The organism is Bacillus sp. OxB-1 (genome assembly GCF_000829195.1).
In the GTDB taxonomy this organism is placed as follows: domain Bacteria; phylum Bacillota; class Bacilli; order Bacillales_A; family Planococcaceae; genus Sporosarcina.
Window position 1 is genome coordinate 3,238,275 of sequence record NZ_AP013294.1, and the last position, 20,353, is coordinate 3,258,627.

At 47.8% G+C, this 20,353-nt stretch carries 20 protein-coding genes; 2 read left to right on the plus strand and 18 right to left on the minus strand.

Features of this window, described 5'->3' with window-relative positions:
• Nucleotides 1-28: 28 nt before the first annotated feature.
• Nucleotides 29-310 (minus strand): DUF6509 family protein, encoded by a 282-nt coding sequence (locus tag OXB_RS16120; protein ID WP_041075488.1) that lies wholly within the window; start codon nt 308-310, stop codon nt 29-31.
• 197 nt (nt 311-507) lie between these two features.
• Between OXB_RS16120 and OXB_RS16125 the strand changes: the two genes are divergently transcribed.
• Nucleotides 508-2,208 (plus strand): M3 family oligoendopeptidase, encoded by a 1,701-nt coding sequence (locus OXB_RS16125; RefSeq protein ID WP_041075490.1) that lies wholly within the window; start codon nt 508-510, stop codon nt 2,206-2,208.
• Between the two features lie 70 nt (nt 2,209-2,278).
• On the opposite strand, the gene OXB_RS16130 is transcribed toward OXB_RS16125, so the two are convergent.
• The 9 genes from OXB_RS16130 to OXB_RS16170 form a co-directional block, all read right to left on the minus strand.
• Complete coding sequence (locus OXB_RS16130) at nt 2,279-2,566, minus strand: zinc ribbon domain-containing protein (RefSeq protein ID WP_052483843.1); 288 nt, start codon at nt 2,564-2,566, stop codon at nt 2,279-2,281.
• Nucleotides 2,541-3,779 carry an IS91 family transposase gene (locus OXB_RS16135; protein ID WP_084212371.1) on the minus strand — a complete coding sequence of 413 codons (1,239 nt, stop codon included), beginning with the start codon at nt 3,777-3,779 and terminating at the stop codon, nt 2,541-2,543. Before OXB_RS16135 ends, OXB_RS16130 begins: the two co-directional genes overlap by 26 nt.
• A gap of 127 nt (nt 3,780-3,906) precedes the next feature.
• Nucleotides 3,907-5,262 (minus strand): tRNA (N(6)-L-threonylcarbamoyladenosine(37)-C(2))-methylthiotransferase MtaB, encoded by a 1,356-nt coding sequence (gene mtaB, locus OXB_RS16140; protein WP_041071467.1) that lies wholly within the window; start codon nt 5,260-5,262, stop codon nt 3,907-3,909.
• Nucleotides 5,263-5,699: 437 nt separating this feature from the next.
• On the minus strand, nt 5,700-6,986 hold the full coding sequence (locus OXB_RS18135; protein WP_052483828.1) for an N-acetylmuramoyl-L-alanine amidase: 1,287 nt from the start codon (nt 6,984-6,986) through the stop codon (nt 5,700-5,702).
• A gap of 107 nt (nt 6,987-7,093) precedes the next feature.
• On the minus strand, nt 7,094-8,575 hold the full coding sequence (locus tag OXB_RS16150) for a GGDEF domain-containing protein (protein WP_041075492.1): 1,482 nt from the start codon (nt 8,573-8,575) through the stop codon (nt 7,094-7,096).
• A gap of 123 nt (nt 8,576-8,698) precedes the next feature.
• The gene (locus OXB_RS16155) at nt 8,699-9,682 is read right to left on the minus strand and encodes a zinc-binding dehydrogenase (protein ID WP_041075494.1); all 984 of its coding nucleotides are present in this window, start codon (nt 9,680-9,682) and stop codon (nt 8,699-8,701) included.
• Between the two features lie 149 nt (nt 9,683-9,831).
• Nucleotides 9,832-10,614 (minus strand): metallophosphoesterase, encoded by a 783-nt coding sequence (locus tag OXB_RS16160; RefSeq protein WP_052484207.1) that lies wholly within the window; start codon nt 10,612-10,614, stop codon nt 9,832-9,834.
• An 86-nt stretch (nt 10,615-10,700) separates the two neighbouring features.
• On the minus strand, nt 10,701-11,195 hold the full coding sequence (locus OXB_RS18140; RefSeq protein ID WP_052484115.1) for a helix-turn-helix domain-containing protein: 495 nt from the start codon (nt 11,193-11,195) through the stop codon (nt 10,701-10,703).
• Between the two features lie 94 nt (nt 11,196-11,289).
• Entirely contained in the window at nt 11,290-11,772 is a 483-nt protein-coding gene (locus tag OXB_RS16170) for a dUTP diphosphatase (protein WP_041075496.1), read from the minus strand.
• A 93-nt stretch (nt 11,773-11,865) separates the two neighbouring features.
• Between OXB_RS16170 and OXB_RS16175 the strand changes: the two genes are divergently transcribed.
• A complete protein-coding gene (locus OXB_RS16175; RefSeq protein WP_041075498.1) occupies nt 11,866-12,246 on the plus strand; it encodes a hypothetical protein in 381 nt (126 codons plus the stop codon).
• Between the two features lie 26 nt (nt 12,247-12,272).
• Here the strand turns inward: OXB_RS16175 and OXB_RS16180 are convergent, their stop codons facing one another.
• From OXB_RS16180 to nrdR, 8 genes are all read right to left on the minus strand, one after another.
• The gene (locus tag OXB_RS16180) at nt 12,273-12,566 is read right to left on the minus strand and encodes a DUF1294 domain-containing protein (RefSeq protein WP_041075500.1); all 294 of its coding nucleotides are present in this window, start codon (nt 12,564-12,566) and stop codon (nt 12,273-12,275) included.
• Between the two features lie 153 nt (nt 12,567-12,719).
• Nucleotides 12,720-13,079: a 50S ribosomal protein L20 gene (rplT, locus tag OXB_RS16185; RefSeq protein ID WP_041075502.1), complete on the minus strand. Its 360-nt coding sequence runs from the start codon at nt 13,077-13,079 to the stop codon at nt 12,720-12,722.
• Between the two features lie 50 nt (nt 13,080-13,129).
• Nucleotides 13,130-13,330, minus strand: a complete 201-nt coding sequence (rpmI, locus tag OXB_RS16190) for a 50S ribosomal protein L35 (RefSeq protein ID WP_041075504.1) — start codon at nt 13,328-13,330, stop codon at nt 13,130-13,132.
• 27 nt (nt 13,331-13,357) lie between these two features.
• Nucleotides 13,358-13,912, minus strand: coding sequence for a translation initiation factor IF-3 (gene infC, locus OXB_RS16195; RefSeq protein ID WP_084212572.1), 555 nt, complete (start codon nt 13,910-13,912; stop codon nt 13,358-13,360).
• A 1,196-nt stretch (nt 13,913-15,108) separates the two neighbouring features.
• The gene (gene thrS, locus OXB_RS16200; protein ID WP_041075509.1) at nt 15,109-17,040 is read right to left on the minus strand and encodes a threonine--tRNA ligase; all 1,932 of its coding nucleotides are present in this window, start codon (nt 17,038-17,040) and stop codon (nt 15,109-15,111) included.
• A 353-nt stretch (nt 17,041-17,393) separates the two neighbouring features.
• The gene (dnaI, locus tag OXB_RS16205) at nt 17,394-18,335 is read right to left on the minus strand and encodes a primosomal protein DnaI (RefSeq protein WP_041075511.1); all 942 of its coding nucleotides are present in this window, start codon (nt 18,333-18,335) and stop codon (nt 17,394-17,396) included.
• A 1-nt stretch (nt 18,336) separates the two neighbouring features.
• The gene (locus tag OXB_RS16210) at nt 18,337-19,698 is read right to left on the minus strand and encodes a replication initiation and membrane attachment family protein (protein ID WP_041075513.1); all 1,362 of its coding nucleotides are present in this window, start codon (nt 19,696-19,698) and stop codon (nt 18,337-18,339) included.
• A gap of 30 nt (nt 19,699-19,728) precedes the next feature.
• Nucleotides 19,729-20,193: a transcriptional regulator NrdR gene (gene nrdR, locus OXB_RS16215; RefSeq protein ID WP_041075515.1), complete on the minus strand. Its 465-nt coding sequence runs from the start codon at nt 20,191-20,193 to the stop codon at nt 19,729-19,731.
• Nucleotides 20,194-20,353 lie beyond the last annotated feature (160 nt).

A 20,353-nucleotide genomic window follows, 5' to 3' on the forward strand; every position in this document is an offset into this window, starting at 1 on the left:
CTATTCATAAGTTGAAAACTTACCTTCATTATTCCAAATGGGTCTTGCAAAATTCGAGGACCAGCTCCAATTCTTCCTCTTCCAATTCAAAATCGAGCACTTCTTCTGTGGAACGGTCAAAGAAATGATAGGATACAACTGCTTTGTCATCGCCATCTTCCTTGTAGAGGACACGCAGGCCCGCTCCTTCTTCCGTGTATAACTCATCGTCCTCGTCCAATGTTAAATATAGGCGGAATTCATACCGATCGCCCGTCAGAATTCCAGTGGGATCGACCAGTTTCTCTACCAAGTATTCATCTATTTGCATACAACCATCAGCCTTTCTTGCTTTTCGCTACTTTCCATAGTACAACATCCGGCGGCATTTTTCATTTTTGGAGCAGTGTCACGACTTCATTGATGAAAAGCGGTATTATTCTGGGCTTTATAAAAAGTATACTTTTTTGCATTTCGGCTTCCTTTCGGGAACAATAGAAACGAAGAAGAGCAAAAGGAGGGATCGGCATGATCACTTTTGAGAATTTTAGTTACCAACGGCCTGACATGGACGCGATGAAGAGGTCGTTCCAAGAACTTTTGGCACTGTTTCAATCCGCCGGAACGGTTGAAGAACAAAGTCGGGTCATTGAACAAATCAATACCATTCGAGGTGAATTTTCGACACAGGAAAATCTCGCATATATCCGCGCTTCGATTGATACAAACGATGAATTTTATCAGAAGGAGCGGGATTTCTTCGATGAGATCAGTCCCGAATACCAGGAGCTCGAAACGGATTATTATCGGAAGCTCGTATATAGTCCATTCCGTCCCGAACTGGAAAATCTATGGGGAAACCAGTTGTTCGCTTTGGCGGATAATGCCATACGCTCATTTTCACCCGATGTGCTGCCTCTCTTACAACAAGAGAATAAATTAGCGTCGGACTATTCCAAACTGGTCGCTTCCGCGCAAATCCAGTTTGATGGGAAGACTTTGACTTTGGCACAGATGGGCCCTTATACGGAGTCCGCAGATCGGTCCGTCCGCAAAGCTGCAATGGAAGCATCTTATTCATTTTACAAAACGCATGGAGAACGTTTCGATGAAATTTACGATGAACTGGTGAAGCTGCGGCATGAAATCGCAACCAAACTAGGCTTCCGCAACTTTGTCGAACTTGGCTACGTACGGATGAACCGGATCGATTATGACGCAGAAATGGTGAATTCATTCCGGAAACAAGTGCAAAATCATATCGTCCCTCTCGCCAATCGATTGTATGAACGGCAAGCGAAACGGATTGGCGTGGACAAGTTGAAGTTTTATGATCAAGCGCTCAACTTCCCGAACGGCAATGCCGTGCCTCAAGGGGATGCCGAATGGATTGTCGAAAATGGAAAAAAGATGTATGCAGAGTTATCCAAGGAGACCGATGAATTCTTCCGTTTCATGGTGGAAAGAAAGCTGATGGATCTGGAAGCGAAAAAAGGGAAGGAAGCTGGAGGTTACTGTACGTTCATAGACGATTACGATTCGCCGTTCATCTTCTCGAACTTCAACGGCACGTCCGGTGACATTGATGTGCTCACCCACGAAGCGGGCCATGCTTTCCAAGTATATTCCAGTCGCTCGATCGGCATCCCCGAATATTTATGGCCCACTTATGAATCAGCCGAAATCCATTCGATGGGCATGGAGTTTTTCACATGGCCGTGGATGGAGCTGTTTTTCGAGGAACAGACCGATAAATATAAATTTGTCCATTTGAGCGACGCTTTGCTGTTCTTGCCGTATGGAGTCGCAGTCGATGAATTCCAGCACGTCGTCTATGAAAACCCGCAGATGACTCCTGCCGAACGAAAATCGACTTGGAAAGAGATCGAAAAGGTGTATTTGCCAAACCGGGATTATGATGGCCATCCGTATTTGGAATCAGGTGCCGTCTGGCAAAGGCAATCCCATATTTACTCCAGCCCGTTCTATTACATCGATTATACGCTCGCCCAAATTTGTGCACTGCAATTTTGGAAACGATCCATTGAAAATCGGGACGAGGCCTGGCGTGATTATGTACATCTTTGCAAACTGGGTGGATCCAAGCCCTTCACAGCCCTTGTGGCAGAAGCCAATCTTCTGTCCCCTTTCGAGGATGGCTGCGTCAAGTCGGTGATCGGGACAATCGAGGAATGGCTCGATTCGGTTGACGATCAAGCGCTTCGTTGAATAGATTTGCCAAGCTGTCCCCCCCTTCTCCTAGGGTACAGCTTTTCCATCGTCGACAGGAACAAAAGCGCTAAAGCGCCTCTGTCCCCGTCCCAGGTGAAATCGATTCACTTGGGATTTTTTTCGCTCTATGCATGGTCCCACCACAAAAAGGACATTCAATCTCGACTTCTTCGTTCTGTTTTAAGTCGACCTGAAAGTCTGCCACTACAAAATCGGGAACGTCATCTAATTCCTGACAATCCCGACACTTAAATTCAATCGTACTTATTTTTTCGTTCAATCCGAACGGGTCATCCTCTTCTAATGATTGTAAAAATGCCCGATTCAGTTCATCCAGCTCTTCGTCTGTTGGCATCCTCCGACTTCTCCCATCTTTTAATAATTTTCATGCCCTCCATATAATGATACAGGATTCCATAATCAGCATGCCAAATCTCCACCAAGTCCATCTCCCGATGGCAACACGGGCAAATAAACGGATCCTGATCAAAAGCCTCTCTCATCCGTTCCCGATATGTTTTTCTCTTTTTCCTTCTTTCCAAAAGCATGGAAAGTTGTTTTGTCCGCATGAAGGCATAAAGGCTTAGAATTTGATTTGCCTTCTGATACGATCTTCTGCTATACAACCCAAAACGGCCCACCATTCTGAAGTGTTTTGGTGGGATGTGCTGTAAAATATTGAACAGGAATCGATAGACCGACTGCTTCACGTCCACCCGTTTCCCTGTTTTATGATCTTCATACCAGAACTCGACTTCCTTCCCATCGTATCCGACAATGCGATATTCGGCGATGGCCGGTCTCGCCAAGTATCTGCCTATGTATTTGGCTGCCCCTTTGGCATCCTTCATTTTCTGTTCTGCGTTCACATAGAATCCTTTCGGATATCGCCTATATAAATCATTGATTAATTCCTGGGCCTTTGGGTGATCGGGAAACCACTTCTTCATTAAATCGAGTAGCACCTTTTGCCAGGATTTCCGTAAGAATTCATAGGGAATGAAATCACTTGAACACCATTCATTCCGATTATCAATCGCCCCTTCCGTCACTAGGGCATGTATATGTGGATTGAACTTCAGATCCCTTCCGAACGTATGGATGACCGTGATCACCCCGGCTTGTAGGTTGCGCTTCCTGCTTTTACGACGATAATAGAATTGGAAGACCCCGGCTACCTGTCTACTCAACTCATTCAATTTTTTGCGGTCGTGGAAAAAGATATTCCGAAGTTCCTCGGGAATGGTGAATACCATGTGGCGATGCGGCACATTAAAGATTAAGTCCTGCTGTTTGGTGGACCAGTCATCCGTATATTTCTTTCCACACTTATTACAAAAGCGGCTCTTGCATGTGAAACAGACAATGACAGGAGATGGATTCCCTTCACAACCCAGACATTCATATCTCGCATATCCGACATCCGAGGATCCACAACGGATTGTTTTCAGGACGGTTTCTTTTATATCCTCTCGATAAGCTTCTGGAAACAAGGTAGAGTGCATTTGCCAAAACCCATCGAAATGGTCTTTCAGTATTCTTTTGATGACTCCACTAGTCCCTCTCATCGCGTCTCAGTCCCTTCGAGTATACGAACATTTTATCGAACAGTTATCCACAGGTCAAAATTTTATAATTTCCTAAGCAACGAAAAAAGCTGTTCCCCCCAGAATCGGGATGGAACAGCTGTTTTTCTTAGGCAAAGATTTCTTGTTCGTCTACAACGCGGACAAATTGGCCTTCATTATAAGGGTAGCCCGCTTTGTTAATTTTAACGCGAACGATTTTACCGACCATGGATTCATCAGCCGGAAGGACGACCTTCAAGTAGTTATCGGTATAGCCTTCATACAAACCACTTTCCGGGTCTTCCTTATATCGCTCTTCCGGAATGACTTCTAGCACTTCATTCTCGAAGGATGAGGCATATTCTTTCGCCAGCTGGTCGTTCAATTCAAGCAATCGGTGTACTCTTTCATTCTTCACTTCTTCATCCACTTGGTCTTCCATCCGTGCTGCCGGTGTGCCTGTCCGTTTTGAGTACGGGAAGACATGCAGTTCGGAGAACCGATGATCACGGATGAAATTGTATGTGTCCATGAACTCCTCTTCCGTCTCACCCGGGAACCCGACAATAACGTCGGAGGTGATCGCCAGTTGAGGAAGGGCTTCCCGCAAACGGTCCAACCGTTCCGCGAAAAATTCCATCGTGTATTTCCGGCGCATCCGTTTCAGCACCGTATTGGAACCCGATTGGATTGGAATATGAAGATGGCGTACGACGATTTTGGATTCTTTCAACACTTGAATGACTTCATCCGTCAACTGGCTCGCTTCGATGGAACTGATGCGAAGCCGTTTCAAGCCTTTCACTTCGGATTCCAGATCACGTAGAAGACGTGCGAGGTTATAATCCTTCAAATCCTCACCGTAACCTCCCGTATGGATGCCCGTCAGGACAATCTCCAAATAGCCGGCGTCGACAAGCTGTTGGGCTTGGCGGATGACTTCTTGCGGATCACGTGAACGCATTAAACCGCGCGCCCATGGAATGATGCAAAATGTACAGAAATTATTGCAGCCTTCCTGGATCTTGAGGGAAGCACGGGTCCGATCCGTAAATGCCGGGACATCCAGCTCTTCATATACCCGGTTTTTCATAATATTGCGGACCGCATTGATCGGTTGGCGCTCGTTGCGGTATTCGTCGATCAAGCCAAGCAGCTTCACGCGATCCTGTGTGCCGACGACGATATCCACTCCCGGAATGGCCATGATTTCCGCAGGTGAGGTCTGGGCATAACAACCTGTTACGCAAATGACGCCGTCCGGGTTTTTTCGGATGGCGCGCCGGATCACCTGGCGGCTTTTCTTGTCACCTGTATTCGTGACAGTGCATGTATTAATCACGTAGACGTCCGCATTCTTATCAAAATCTACGCGTTCGTAACCCGCTTCTTTGAAAAGTTGCCAGATCGCCTCCGTCTCATAATGGTTCACTTTGCAACCTAATGTAGACATAGCTACGGTTTTCGGACGCTCGTAACTCATAATATATTTCATCCTTTCATTACACTCGTTATCATAATTAAATTAGGCTCAATAGAATATTTCACGTGTCTTATAATAGCACAATTAAATAGGATGAGACTAATTTTTTCGACCTTAAATATTTTTCGTTATAGCTAATATACCCAATCTATTCACATTAAAGAAAGCCAAAAAGCACCCCATCCAACCGGACAGGTATTAGTCATCACCTTTTGTTTCAATTTACTGTTCAGCTGCAACCTCTTAAAGTGAGGAGTAGTCTCATTTCAAGAATGCCCATAAAAGCCTTGGCGATGTGACGTAAACTGATTACTCCTTGTCATGATGTTGCTAGGTCATGATATTTTGAATAAAACACTTCATAAATTACAACTTCTTTTTGACCCTGAACGGCGTACCCTGCCAAGTGTGGATCACAGGGTAGGGTGCTTTTTCTCTCATTTATTCGTACGGATCAGCGCGCCAATCCCCAGCATGACAATGTCGCCGTCCGCGGCTTTGCCCTCTTCTAGATCCTTGATCCACTTCTTGGCATAACCGGCTTTGACAGCAGCATTTACTACGATATCGCGCTGTGCTTTGTTGGCAAGAAACGTTTCAAATTCCTTTCGTAACGTGCCGGAGGTAAATTCCAAGTCTGACTCCTCTCTTTTCGTCTGCACAGTCGCAACCTGTTTCGGATTATGTTCCAACTTGAAATAGGCAGCCAACCCCTCGGCAATTGCTTCACCTTGTGCTTCTAGGTTGGTTTTATTTCGCATCGAATGGATGTCAATTGTGGAGTCCATGAACCCGCCTTCGGTCAAGATGGCTGGCATGTTGGTTTCTCGGAGGACATGCAGATTCATTTTTTTGATGCCCCGATCCCGCAAGACCATACTTTTCACGATTCGGGGATGGACCGCTTTGGCGACCTCTACCGATTTCGGATTGGCTCGGGGGTGGTCCATAGTAAAGGTTTCGATCCCGCCACCGCTGTGCCACTTGCCGGATAGAGCATTATGATGGATAGAGACATAAACATCGGCTCCCCAATTATTCGCCCGATCAGTTCGCGTTTTAAGTGGTACATCCGTTTTGCCGGTAGGGTCGTCTACCCGCAGGATTTCCAATCCTTTGTACTCCCGGAGCTTGGCCTCACAGGCCAACAGGACTTTATTGTTAAAGGACCACTCCCTCTCTCCGTCTGGCGATCTTTTTCCAGCCGTATTAAATCCATGGCCGGCATCCAGTACAATTTTAACCACTCGATCAACCCCTTTGTTATATTTCGTCAGTCCGTATTGCTCGATGATTTGATTCAGCTTGGACGGATAATTGATATCCGCCGCATACCCGGCTGCCTTCACGGCTGCCGTTGATTTTCGATAATCCGTCTCACCAAGCACATCCGCATATCGATTGTGCTCTTCCCATCCCGTGCCGTGCGTATATTTGTGGACAAGGTCGATGACGCAACCTTCATAAGACGGATACTTTCTAAAGGCCGCATCGATGTAATAGACCGCGCCATCCGGCTTGTGCTCGGCTGTCCGTTTGGTATACGTCTCTCCGGTCCAACCGGCGCCCACCTTGATGCCGAATAGGTTGTTGGCTTTGGTGGCAAGTTCAGACGTTCCTGAAGCTGATTCCAAGACTCCCTGCGCTATGATAAGAGACGGCAAAACGCCATTCGCAATCCCGTGCTTGACTGCAAACGGCGCAAGTTTTTCTATGAAACTCATCGCTTATCAACTTTATGCCCGAATTTTATAATTTCCTAAGTAATGAAAAAGCCTTTCAAGCTGACTTGTGAAGTCGGCTTGAAAGGCTTGTCCCGGGTGATATGTGTTCACCCAGCATGATAAAGGTTGTATTGGTTCTTACCGTTTTCTTTGGAACGGTATAAGGCGCGGTCCGCTTTTTCGTATAAGGTTTCCAAGTCGTCCCCACCTGAAGCGAAGGCGACGCCGACACTGATGGAAGGAGAGAGCCCTATTTTTTTACGAAGGCTCGAAAATTCCTCATTCACTTTCCCAATCAATTCGGCAGCGAGTTGTTCCGCCTTGGCTTCATCCATTTTAGATAACAGGACGATGAATTCATCTCCTCCAACACGGGCTGCGATGTTCCCTTGCCCCGCCACTTCTTCGATTGTCGTAGCGGCAACTTTTAAAATACGGTCCCCTTCCCGATGTCCTAGCTTATCATTAACAGTTTTGAAGTTGTCGAGGTCGATCATCATAAGCGCTTTGCCTTCACTATTTTTCCCGAACCTTTTTTTGAACTCCTCTTCAAAAGCCGCCCGGTTCTTCAATCCCGTCAAGCTATCATGGAATGCGAGATGGACCGGCCTCGCCACAAGCCGGGCGATGATGAAAGATAGACCGATAGCGGCCGCCAAGATGATAGCCACTTGCACAATGAACTCACTTCGATAAACGCTAAGCATCTCTGACAATTCCACATCGGTATATACGATTTCTACGACACGATTCGTCGAGTAGCCCCTTCGTTCATCCGCAGTATACGGGATATACCGATAAGTCACCCGGCTCCCGCTGTCAATCCGAACATCCTCTTTGGCCTCACGGCTCTGCAAAGCTTCCTTGAATACTGGCAATAGGGATTCATCGATGTTCCGGTACTCTTCATCCCCTACCGTCCCCATAAGGACACCGTTTGGATTGTAGACACGGATCGACTTGATGACATCGGCATATGTATACTCCAACAAATCAATTGTTTCCAAAAAATTGAATTGTTTAAAAATCTCCTCATCTTCCAATGCCACACCAAGCTCGAGCAAATAGCGATGGTCCGGGGTGGGGACATAGCTGAACTTCTTGATTTCACCTGTTTTTGTTTGGATATCCATGCCATCGTGGATGAATTCATCCCCATTTCGCCGCTCATCCAATAATTTGGAGAAACCCGGGCAACATTCACTGAAGTTCAACCCCACGTCCTGCGTCAAACTCGAATGGATGACCTTGTTCTTGTCATCCAAAATATAAACGTCCATTTCAAATCGTTCTCGCAACGCTCCAAAATCCCACTTGGTGAAATCAGGCTCCCTCTCGTAGGCAGATAGCAACTCCTTGGAATTTTCCTCCATTATTTCGGCAGTTCGATAATCGAGAACGTTATATACTTTGTCAATCGTAGCTAGCGAATCGATAATTTTATCCTCTGCCATCGCAATTTTCGTATCTTGGCCAATCTTGACCCGATCTTCGAGCTTATTGTAATCGAACAACGCGATAAACAATGAAAGTAATAAGGAAAAAATGATTAATACAATCGTAAGCCGGATTCTGAACTCTCTCCCCATTTACCCATTCTCCTCACCCATGTCAATACGACCTGAACTACAGTCCAATTATACCATGAAGTGATAAGAAAGAACCAACCTTTACGTAGGGATTTCCTACCCTATTAACTCTTTCATCCGTGATTAGCGGCCAATCCGGAATGCCACTTTGCCGAACTGCTTGCTCTCTTCCACATATTCGAACGCTTCAAGTGCTTGCTCCAAATCAAATATTTGATCGATGACCGGATGCATTCGATAACGCTCCACATGCTCCAGCATCTCACGTAATTCTTCCCGGCTTCCCAACGTGGAGCCGAACAATTGATATTGCCCATAAAAGAAAGAGCGCAAATCAAAATCAACGGTATCCTCCGTAGTGGCACCGAACACCACAATGCGTCCACCTTTCTTCAATACATCCAAAGATCGATTGAAGGTGGCACGGCCAACGCTTTCAATGACAAGGTCAACTGTCTCGCCTGCCAGCTCCTGTTTCCAATCACTATTCGTATCGATGGCCAAATCCGCTCCGAGTTCAAGCGCTTTGTCCCGCTTCCCCTCACTGCGTGATGTGACAATAACCCGGGCCCCGATATTCTTCGCGAATGAAATGAGGAATGTCGCAACCCCACTGCCAGCTCCAGGAATGAATACCGTATCCCCCTCTCGTAATTGGCCTTTCGTAATTAGCGTCCGATAACCCGTCAATCCGGCCAACGCAAGGACCGCCGCCTCTTCCCATGACAGATGGGCCGGCTTCTTTTCCACTTGCTCAGCGGAAAGGACGATTTTTTCTGCGAATGTCCCATTGTCGGGCATGCCCAATATATCGAATTGTTCGGGAGGTGCGTCACTATTGTCATACCAGCGGAGGGAGGGATTCAATATCACTTCATCTCCTACTTGGACATTCGAAACCCCTTCCCCGATGGATTCCACAATGCCGGCACCATCTGAACCCAATGTCAAAGCCTCTTTGGCGTCCCCTCGTCGTCCTGGTATGTATAGATCCCTGCGATTCACTCCAGCCGCTCGCAATGCGACGACCACTTCGCCCGGTCCCGCACTCGGTTCCGGCATTTCTCCGACTAGCAACTTGCCATTTTCATGGATAACCGCTTTCATTCGAACCCCCACCTTTTCCGAAATATTTCTTCTCTTCCATCATACAATATATTTAGAAGACTGTCCTGCTGTTAATCTGAAGGTTGGAATCTCTGCATCGATCCAATGGAAAATAAAAAACGCTTTGAGTGCATACCGACTCAAAGCGTTCATATGGTTCGTAAGGTGACGACAACGATTTCGGGTTGGTTGAACAACCGTATGGGAACAATACTGTTTCCGAGCCCACGGCTGATCACCATACGGCTCCCGTCCTGTTCATGAATTCCTGATGTGTACCGCGGAAACCACCCTTGCCCCGGCGATATCAAGCCGCCGAGCCCCGGGATACGGACCTGTCCCCCGTGGGCATGCCCGCTGAAGGTCAGATCGATTCCCGCCTCTGCATATTTCTCAAGTTGTTCGGGACGATGGGATAATAATATCGTAAACATCGAATCCGGGACATCCCGGAATGCCTTGGCAATGGATTCTTCCACTGTTTTCGCGTCGTCGCTCCCCTTTGATAGCGGATCCTCGATTCCTCCGATCGCTATCAAATCACCGGCAACCCCTTGTAGATAAAGAGACTCATTCGACAGGACGCGCACATCCAATTTCTCCAACTCTTCCTTTATACGCTCCACATCGTTTGTCGCAATTTCATGATTCCCTGTTACAAAATAAAAAGGCGCCACAAATTGGAGCTCCTCAATAAGCCGCAAACTGCGCTCCAAATCATAACGATTGCTGTCGATAAAATCGCCAGTGATGAAAATGGCGTTCGGTGTCAGCATTTTCACCCGCTTTACCAAATCATGATGATTTTCCCCGAACACCGCATCATGCAAATCCGATAATTGGACGACACGAAAATGATCGAAACTCGCGGGCAGTCGATCGGACGCTATCTCGTAATGCGTGACGCCGACAGTCTTATTATCCCTATACATAATCGCTACGTTGAGGACGAGGAAGACTAGGAACAACAGCCTTAGAGCGATCCGCCTATTCCCTGTTCTCCTCCCTCTTCTGTCCCTTACAACCACCGCTTTTTCAATTTGGCCAACTCCAGCAATTCCAACATTTCTTTCTTCGGAAGTTCGGTAGCAATGGCCAGCAGTTCCCTTTCTGCAAACCGTCTTCCTTTTCCGCTTCGGTACCGCTCTTTATTGACCGCGTCGAGCTCGGCATACAATTCAGCAGAGCGATCCATCGGGGCATCATCCGCTTTGTCCTCTACGATTGTTTCACGCAGTTTATCATAGAGCATTTCGACGTTTGTATTTCCAGTACTTTTGAATGCTTTGGCAGTTTTGTTGTTTCCAAGGATCAATTCATCCGTCGAAACATTGAACCTCTCGGAAATCTTCGCTATCCAAGCGGCAGAAGGGGCATTTTTCCCTTTTTCCCAATCTTTGATCCGGCTCGCGGATGTGCCGATTGCCGAACCGAACGCCATCATGGATAGACCGCGCTGCTCCCGCAACGTTTTTAATCGCAAACCGAAATCTTCTTTATTCCATTCCTTCACAATGTCGCCTCCTAATTATCGCCTCATCTACCTCCATTATTTTTTATCTTCGTGTTTCTGTCAATCAATTTTTTAATTTTTCTATTAAATTTTTTTAGTAGCCGTTCCGTTGTCTGTTAAAATTCTCTTCATTCTTCTCTATGTATGCCGATAAGATATCTTCATGGGAAAAACCTAGTTCCCGGGCTATCGCGCCATAATGGCTCCACACTTGCTCATAACGATCCATTGTCAACTCATGTAGAAATTTATCAATAGACGCGGCCGTTTTTAGGAAGAGTTGCGTCAGACTTCCTTCCACCCTTTCATTCGGCCAGTTGCCAAGCGTGTCGAAGCCTTTTTCAATTCCAAGCGAAAGGAGGAAATGGATGGAATCCACATACTCTTCCAGGATCACCGCCCGCTCCGAAGGTCCTTTCGTGCTCCAAAATTTGAAACAACGGGTTTCATTCGCCAATTCCGCAAGCTCAACGAGGAGGGCCAACCCTTTTTCCTCAAACACGTCACCGGCTTTTCGGTTGCTTTGGATAAATGAATCTAATTCTCTTTGCATTGTGAAAAGTTTTGGCAATTGCATAAAAAAACCTCCAAAAAAGTATATTATCTTGAAACCAAACTGCTTGGACATCCGTATAAGAGAGTACTACCTATGTACAAAGGGGGAATGGATATGGCTTTATTGATTCGCATTGCCATCATCGCCTTCATCGTTTACTTGTTTTACCGGGGCATCCGGTATTTGACGGATCCGAAACGGAAACTCGATGACGCTTATGAAGCAGAGCAATATTATTTCTACGACGATGTGAAAAATGTCCGGAAAAACTTTTTCATCACTTATAAAGGTGCGCTGTTCGAAGGTGAAAAATACCTAGGGACCAAAGACGATTCCATCGACGTCGTATCCATCTTCATCTGGGTGAAGGACGAGGCCAAACTGCAAGGATTCACTAAAGACGACTTTCACTTTCTGGCTTCCGAAGTGGAATCCAACTATCCAAAAGCGGATATCAGCTGGAAGAATCCGATTGAACAATTGATGAATTCGTAAGAAAAGCCCGTGACGCGACGGGCTTTTTATGTGGAAACCGGCCTTTCTGGCAAGGTGAAACCGAGTAGAAAAAGAATGACAATTGCGTAAACAAGAGCCAACAGGAGAAAGCCGATCCGGAAGGCGGTATGCCTCGTCTTATGTCGGAACAATTGCATCCCGAAATAGGCTCCGATTCCACCGCCCGCAATGGCCAAGAGCCATAAATTCCGCTCCGGCACCCGCTGGCCCCGCTGTTTGGCTTGCCGTTTGTCCACCCCCATCGCCGTGAATGCCCATACGGACATGAAAATGATCCATATTAGCAAAATGAGCTGCATGCCGATCCCCCGCTTTCCATCTCTTCTATTTTACACGGTCTTCCGATTGAATGGGGCCATTCAGGAAAAAATCGCAAGGAACTGGACCTGAATGCAAAAAGCCGCCCCCGCTTCGGAGTGTTCCGAAGCGGATGACGGCCAATTCAATCCATCTTATTTAGCGATTGATTTTTTAGCAGTGTCCGCAAGTTGTGCGAATGCATTCGCATCTGTTACCGCAAGATCAGCAAGCATTTTACGGTTAACTTCGATGCCAGCCACTTTCAAGCCGTGCATCAATGTGCTGTAAGAAAGGCCGTTGATGCGCGCAGCTGCGTTGATACGTGTGATCCATAGTTTACGGAAGTCGCGTTTCCGTTGACGGCGGTCACGGTATGCGTAGTTCAACGATTTCATGACCTGTTGGTTGGCAACTTTGTAAAGTCTATGTTTCGATCCGTAGTACCCTTTTGCTAGTTTCAATACTCGATTACGACGCTTGCGCGTTACTGTTCCACCTTTTACGCGTGGCATAGTTCATTACCTCCTGGTATTCTGTTCGAATGAATTCAATTGATGGTGTCTTATTTCATGTATGTGATCATTTCACGAATACGTTTGTAGTCGCCTGAAGAAACAAGGGAAGCTTTACGCAGGTGGCGTTTTGCTTTCGTTGATTTGTTTGCGAAAAGGTGACTTGTGTAAGCACGGCCGCGTTTCACTTTACCAGTTGCAGTTTTTTTGAAACGTTTTGCGGAGCCGCGGTGAGTTTTCATTTTTGGCATGTTCGGTTCCTCCTAAATCTTTCGTTGTTACTGTTTTTCGGCTGTCGGGGCAAGTATCAGGAACATGCTCCGGCCTTCCATCTTCGGTTTCACTTCGACCGTTGACACGTCTTTGCACGCTTCAGCCAGGCGGTCGAGGACACGTTGTCCGATTTCTTTGTGCGTGATAGCACGCCCACGGAAGCGGATCGACGCTTTCACCTTGTCCCCTTTTTCTAGGAACTTGATGGCATTGCGAAGTTTCGTCTGAAAATCATGCTCGTCGATTGTCGGGCTGAGCCGGACTTCTTTGAGTTGGATGATTTTCTGATTTTTACGGACTTCACGGTCTTTCTTCTGCTGTTCAAATTTGAATTTCCCATAGTCCATGATACGAGCTACTGGGGGTTTCGCTTGCGGAGCGACAAGGACGAGATCCAAATTCGCACGAGCGGCGATGTCCAACGCTTCGTTACGGGATTTGATTCCAAGCTGGTCGCCGTTATGATCGATCAAACGCAGCTCGCGGGCACGGATGCCTTCATTTACGTACATGTCTTTGCTAATAGTAATCCACCTCCGAATATTGTCTCGAGAATACATGGTTTGGGTATACCGTCCATTCGGGCGGAGCCCCACAGGTCCATCCAATATGAAGAGCGGCGGGCGTCTTGCTTGCCTGACGCTAGACATAAAAAAAAGTAGACAAAAACTTTTGTCTACCCGCGTATGTGTACGTGCATCCGGATGCACGGCACGATCACTATGTGCTGACCTGTCAACAACCATTGCGCGTCGATCAGGTGAGAAGCGGGTAGCCTCTACTTATACCACAAACTGTATTCAGTTATTACTAACCTTAATAACTTTATCATGTTGTAGAGGGAATGTCAAATGTTTTTCAATGATTTTTGTGTATGGACTCGGATAGCTGGCGGCATTATGGGCGTGAGATGCACAGTTACGAGCGATAAAACCTAGTTATGGGCTCAGGAACACGGGTTATGGGCGGCAAAACCTAGCTATGAGCGCGGAACGCAAGTTATGGGCGGCGAAACCTAGTTATGAGCGCGGGAACACGGGTTATGGGCGACGAAACCTAGCTATGAGCGCGGGAGCACGGGTTATGGGCGACGAAACCTAGTTATGGGCGCGGGAACACGGGTTATGGGCGACGAAACCGAGTTATGGGCGCGGGAACACGGGTTATGGGCGGCGAAACCTAGTTATGGGCGCGGGAACACGGGTTATGGGCGGCGAAACCTAGCTATGAGCGCGGGAGCACGGGTTATGGGCGACGAAACCTAGTTATGGGCGCGGGAACACGGGTTATGGGCGGCGAAACCTAGTTATGGGCGCGGGAACACGGGTTATGGGCGGCGAAACCTAGCTATGAGCGCGGGAGCACGGGTTATGGGCGACGAAACCTAGTTATGGGCGCGGGAACACGGGTTATGGGCGGCGAAACCTAGTTATGAGCGCGGGAACACGGGTTATGGGCGACGAAACCTAGCTATGAGCGCGGGAGCACGGGTTATGGGCGACGAAACCTAGTTATGGGCGCGGGAACACGGGTTATGGGCGGCGAAACCTAGTTATGGGCGCGGGAACACGGGTTATGGGCGGCGAAACCTAGCTATGAGCGCGGGAGCACGGGTTATGGGCGACGAAACCTAGTTATGGGCGCGGGAACACGGGTTATGGGCGACGAAACCTAGCTATGAGCGCGGGAACGCAAGTTATGAGCGGTCTAAAAATTAGGACGGCTGCCAATTCCATGGAATTGGCAGCCGGATGAATCAGTTGTTCTTAACTTCTGCTTTCAAGCTCGCCAGGAAATCTTCAAACGGCATGCTTTCCGATTTCTGCTCGCCGTATTTCCGGACGTTGACTTCTCCGGATTCCACTTCCTTGTCGCCAAGGACGAGCATGTACGGTACTTTTTGCACTTGAGCTTCCCGGATTTTATAGCCGATTTTTTCATCGCGGCTGTCGAGGTCTACCCGGAAACCAGCTGCCACAAGTTTTTCCTGCACTTCATTTGCATAGTCGAAATGCGCTTCAGGCGATACCGGGATGACTTCCACTTGGACCGGTGCGAGCCATGTCGGGAAGGCGCCTTTGTATTCCTCGATCAGGAATGCCACGAAACGCTCCATTGTCGAGACGACGCCGCGGTGGATGACGACAGGACGATGGTGTTTTCCGTCTTCCCCGACGTATGTCAGATCGAAACGTTCCGGCTGCAGGAAGTCGAGTTGTGCAGTCGACAGCGTTTCTTCCATACCGATTGCCGTTTTCACTTGGACGTCGAGCTTCGGACCGTAGAACGCCGCTTCGCCAATCGCTTCCACGTATTCCACACCCATTTCGTCCATTGTTTCTTTCAGTAGGCGCTGTGCGTGTTCCCACATTTCATCGTCATCGTAATACTTTTCTGTATCCTCTGGATCGCGATAGGACAGACGGAATGAATAGTCCGTAATATCGAAATCTTTATAGACATCAATGATCAACTCCACTACACGGCGGAATTCGTCTTTAATTTGATCCGGTCGGACGAAGATATGCGCGTCGTTCAGCGTCATCCCCCGAACCCGCTGCAGTCCGGATAGTGCTCCCGACATTTCGTAACGGTGCATCATTCCCAATTCCGCAATACGAACAGGCAGGTTCCGGTATGAATGAATGCCGTTTTTGTAAATCATCATATGATGCGGGCAGTTCATCGGACGCAAGACAAGATCTTCATTATCCATACTCATGACCGGGAACATGCCTTCTTGATAGTGACCCCAGTGACCGGATGTTTCGTATAATGCTTTGCTTCCGAGCACCGGTGTGTAGACGTGCTGGTAGCCGAGCTTCTCTTCTTTGTCCACGATATAGCGCTCGATGACACGGCGAATCGTCGCGCCTTTCGGCAGCCAAAGCGGCAGCCCTTGTCCGACTTTTTGCGAGTTCATGAAGAGGTCAAGCTCTTTCCCGATTTTCCGGTGATCGCGCTCTTTCGCTTCTTCGAGCAAACGCAAATGCTCTTGCAGTTCGTCCTTTTTGAAGAAAGCTGTTCCATAGATCCGTTGCAGCATTTTGTTCTTGGAATCCCCACGCCAGTAGGCACCCGCGATGCTAAGCAATTTAAACTCTTTTAATTTCCCAGTAGATGGAACGTGAACGCCGCGGCAAAGGTCGAAAAATTCGCCTTGCTCATAGATGGACACTTGCTCGCCTTCCGGAATCGCTTCGAGCAATTCCAATTTATACGGATCGCCGATTTCTTTGAAACGCGCTTCCGCTTCCCCACGGGAGACATCCTGCCGGACAACCTCGAGATTTTCGCCGATGATCCGCTTCATCTCTTTCTCCAATTCAGGCAAGTCCTCCGCAGTGATCGGCGTCGGGGAATCGATATCATAATAAAATCCATTCTCGATAACCGGTCCGATTCCAAGTTGCGCATCTGGGAATTTCCGCTTCACGGCTTGCGCCAACAAGTGCGCTGTACTGTGGCGAAGGATTTCCAATGCTTCCGGGGATTGCGGTGTGATAATTGCAATCTCCCCATCTTCTTGAATCGGTGTTTTCAAATCAATTAATTGTTCGCCGAGTTTACCGGCCAATGCACTTTTCCGTAACCCCGGACTGATGGACGCCGCAACGTCTTCAGTTGTAGTCCCTTGCGGAAACTCCTTAACCGCGCCGTCTGGAAATTTCAACTTAATGTCTGCCATTTTTTCGCACTCTCCTTTTTAAATGAAAAACAAAAAAAGCCCCATCCCTGGAAAGGGACGAAGCTGTCGCTCGTGGTTCCACCCTTCTTCCTTCCTTTCGGAAACATTCCGAAAAGATGAAGCTTTGCAACGGCTAACGGGCCGGTTCCGTCGATGGCTATCCAATGGAGTCGCCATCGCTGCTCAAAGGTGGTAAATCGACTTTCGTTCCTGCAGGGCTTCCAGCCAATGGCCCCGTTCTCTGGTGGTCGAATTCAATCGATTGTTGTCCTTTTCAACGCTTTTTTAGTATGAATCAAAAAAGAGTATACGCCTTTGTCGAAATAATTGCAACCCCTATGCGAACATCTCATCTAGTTCCGCCTATTTTTACCGTCCAGTTTCACAGGTTGGCTGATCATGCGAATGCGTTCCATGACCCTTGCCGCTTTCACCACTTCCTTTTCCCCTCGCTGGGAATAGGTCAAATGGTGTTCCAGCTCCTGATAACTGAAATTGGAAGTGAAAAATGTCGGCAGCTGTTCCGCCATCCTGAACTGGAGGATGGTGCCTAGCACTTCATCACGCGTCCAGGCGGACATCGTTTCTGCCCCGATGTCATCAAGCATAAGGACTTGGGCCTGTTTGACGAAGTCGATCTTTTCATTGAATGACTGGTCTTGGATCGATTGTTTCACTTCTCTTAAAAACTCCGGAACGTAGACGGCGACTGTCCGGATCGATCGGGTCGCCAATTCGTTGGCTAATGCGCCAAGGATATACGATTTCCCGATGCCGAATGGACCGTATATATAAAGCCCACGCTCCGGCAATTTCCCGGTCTCGTCCAAGGCGTTCAGGAAATCTTTGGCCGCCCGGACCGCTGTCACCCGGCTATCATCGTAAAAAATATCGATATTCTGCAATTTGGCTTCCATGACGTCTTTCGGCATATAATAGCTTCGCACCATTTTGGATACATTCCGAACCGCATCGTCCTTCACTTTGCTAGGACACTTCTTATAATCAACATCAATAAGTCCGCGAGACAGTGTCAGCAATGGCTCATAGCCTTTCATGATGTTTATACAATTATCGAGGTCGGGGCATTTGTCACATCCATGTGAAGCGCCCGCATATTCATATAATTTTCCGAGCCCTCTGTCAACGATTCCCTTGTCGACTGCATCCGCATGTTCCGACAGGAAATCTTGCACGCCCTGATTTTCCATCACTTCATTGCGTAGCTCTTCGTAGTGTTTCGCAAATTTCGGCGCATTGACGACCCGTTTCATCGTCTCTCCTATCCGTTCCATTTCAATTCACCCCTTTTTCGGTTACCCCTAATTCTTCAAGCAATCTGCGCCGTTCCGCATCCAGATCCGGATTCGTCGGGGCTGGTTTCTCTTGCTGTCCCTCTTCTTTTTTATAAAACCATTCCGGCACTTTCTCTTCCCGGGACGGTTTCTTCTTTGTTTTGGTAGAGGTGTTCTTTCCGTCATTCAGCCATTTCATGTATTGGTCATGCTCTTTGCGCGATAGTTCCATCGCTTCTTTCGCAGTCTTCACCTTTTTCCCTTGCCAATGGGCAGCAATCTGCTCCGCAAAGTTATTCGTTATCTTCATATCATTCCGCAGAAGGATATACTGCATCAGGACATTGACGACTCCGACAGGCAAGCCATGCGTATTGATGAGCCGTTCTGCCAATTGGACATTCACCGCCAATGGCTCTTTTCCGACGATATGCCGCAGCATGTCCACCGGAGCTGTATTTTCCAGATAATAAATCAAATCATCTTCCCTGGAAGCCGAATCATTTTGAGGCTTCGGTTCCGGGGAAGCAAATGTTTTTTGAAGTGCAGGAGCCGCTTTTGAGACATTCATCTTATAAAAATCGGCAGCTGCCCGACGAAGCCGGTCTTCTGGCAATTGCAGCTTATCATCCAAAGCCATCATGACCACTTTCTGCATATCGATCGGGGTGAGCGAATACAGGAACGCCAATTTGGAGATCAGGTCACGCGACACGAGAGACAGCGCCGATTGCGGCACCATCTGTTCAGACAGACCTGCACGGAGCAGATCGAAATCGAAGTCATATTGCCCGAATGGCACGCCCGTTGGCTCCACTCTTCCTTTGAACTGGCTTCCTTCGCTTGCGCTGACGGACTGCCCGAACTGGGAAGGTGTGTAGACATCCAAAAACGTCCTGGACACTTCTTCAAACCCTTCTCCGTTTTGGAGGTCGTCCAGGAACCGATTGCGCAAGTTGCGATAAGCCTGTTCGCCGATTTTGCTGAACAGGAACGTCGATAATAAAGGATCCGAAAAAAAAGAACGGGCATCGAGCGGAGGGAGCAGTTCATAGAGAAAAGTCCTTCCCTCGTCCCCATCTTTCCGGAATGTCCGCAACAATCCGATTGCTTCCAATGAAATTCTCGCTTCGAAAATGGATCCTAACGGCTTCGTCAAAAAGTTCATTAGACGATAATGGGTATACCCTTGTCCATCATCACGTTCTGCGTCGGCCCAAAACAATAGAAACAGGCTCATCGCATCCGAGCCGATCAAAGGCTGGTAAAACAAGGTGAGGAGTTGCCGGTCGTAATCTGAAAAAGGATGCGAACATTTAATGGTGTACGTATCAATCGGTTGCAATTCTTTGTATAGCATCATGGCCAGGGGACCCCCTTCTCCTCCTCTATGTTATTGCTCTTCTGATCGTGTTTGCAGATTTTTCAATTCCTCGATGAACACCGAGATGTCCTTATATTGCCGATATACGGAGGCGAAGCGGACATAGGCCACTTCGTCCACATCCGCCAGGCGCTCCATGACCATCTCTCCGACATCTTCCGAAGGAATTTCGGAAATGCCGGTACTTCTGAGCTCTTTTTCAATGGAGAATACGATTTTCTCTAATTCCTCCAATGGCACAGACCTTTTTTCACAAGCCCGGATCAATCCTCGGAGCACTTTCTTTCCGCTGAACTCTTCACGGGAGCCATCTTTTTTCACTATAACGAGTGGCGTCTCTTCCACTTTTTCAAATGTAGTAAACCGGAAAGCACAGCTTTCACATTCCCTGCGGCGACGAATCGAACGATTCTCTTCCGCAGGCCTGGAATCGACGACCCGGGTGCCGTTGTATTGGCAGGCTGGACATTTCATAGTAGTTTTCCTCCGCTTTGTAATGGGCTTTGTGTCCATTATAACAGAATTCGACAATGAATCATCCCTCGGCATGGATGAATCTCCTCATGCCCTGACCAACGGAAAATAAAAAACGCCCCTTGTCGTCGGATCGCGCCAACTCAAGGGACGTTTTGTG

Coding starts and splice junctions, on each gene's coding strand:
- OXB_RS16120 (WP_041075488.1), bottom strand. CDS start 310: ATGCAAATAGATGAATACTTGGTAGAGAAACTGGTCGATCCCACTGGA.
- OXB_RS16125 (WP_041075490.1), top strand. CDS start 508: ATGATCACTTTTGAGAATTTTAGTTACCAACGGCCTGACATGGACGCG.
- OXB_RS16130 (WP_052483843.1), bottom strand. CDS start 2,566: ATGCCAACAGACGAAGAGCTGGATGAACTGAATCGGGCATTTTTACAA.
- OXB_RS16135 (WP_084212371.1), bottom strand. CDS start 3,779: ATGAGAGGGACTAGTGGAGTCATCAAAAGAATACTGAAAGACCATTTC.
- mtaB (WP_041071467.1), bottom strand. CDS start 5,262: ATGAGTTACGAGCGTCCGAAAACCGTAGCTATGTCTACATTAGGTTGC.
- OXB_RS18135 (WP_052483828.1), bottom strand. CDS start 6,986: ATGAGTTTCATAGAAAAACTTGCGCCGTTTGCAGTCAAGCACGGGATT.
- OXB_RS16150 (WP_041075492.1), bottom strand. CDS start 8,575: ATGGGGAGAGAGTTCAGAATCCGGCTTACGATTGTATTAATCATTTTT.
- OXB_RS16155 (WP_041075494.1), bottom strand. CDS start 9,682: ATGAAAGCGGTTATCCATGAAAATGGCAAGTTGCTAGTCGGAGAAATG.
- OXB_RS16160 (WP_052484207.1), bottom strand. CDS start 10,614: ATGTATAGGGATAATAAGACTGTCGGCGTCACGCATTACGAGATAGCG.
- OXB_RS16170 (WP_041075496.1), bottom strand. CDS start 11,772: ATGCAATTGCCAAAACTTTTCACAATGCAAAGAGAATTAGATTCATTT.
- OXB_RS16175 (WP_041075498.1), top strand. CDS start 11,866: ATGGCTTTATTGATTCGCATTGCCATCATCGCCTTCATCGTTTACTTG.
- OXB_RS16180 (WP_041075500.1), bottom strand. CDS start 12,566: ATGCAGCTCATTTTGCTAATATGGATCATTTTCATGTCCGTATGGGCA.
- rplT (WP_041075502.1), bottom strand. CDS start 13,079: ATGCCACGCGTAAAAGGTGGAACAGTAACGCGCAAGCGTCGTAATCGA.
- rpmI (WP_041075504.1), bottom strand. CDS start 13,330: ATGCCAAAAATGAAAACTCACCGCGGCTCCGCAAAACGTTTCAAAAAA.
- infC (WP_084212572.1), bottom strand. CDS start 13,912: ATGTATTCTCGAGACAATATTCGGAGGTGGATTACTATTAGCAAAGAC.
- thrS (WP_041075509.1), bottom strand. CDS start 17,040: ATGGCAGACATTAAGTTGAAATTTCCAGACGGCGCGGTTAAGGAGTTT.
- dnaI (WP_041075511.1), bottom strand. CDS start 18,335: ATGGAACGGATAGGAGAGACGATGAAACGGGTCGTCAATGCGCCGAAA.
- OXB_RS16210 (WP_041075513.1), bottom strand. CDS start 19,698: ATGATGCTATACAAAGAATTGCAACCGATTGATACGTACACCATTAAA.
- nrdR (WP_041075515.1), bottom strand. CDS start 20,193: ATGAAATGTCCAGCCTGCCAATACAACGGCACCCGGGTCGTCGATTCC.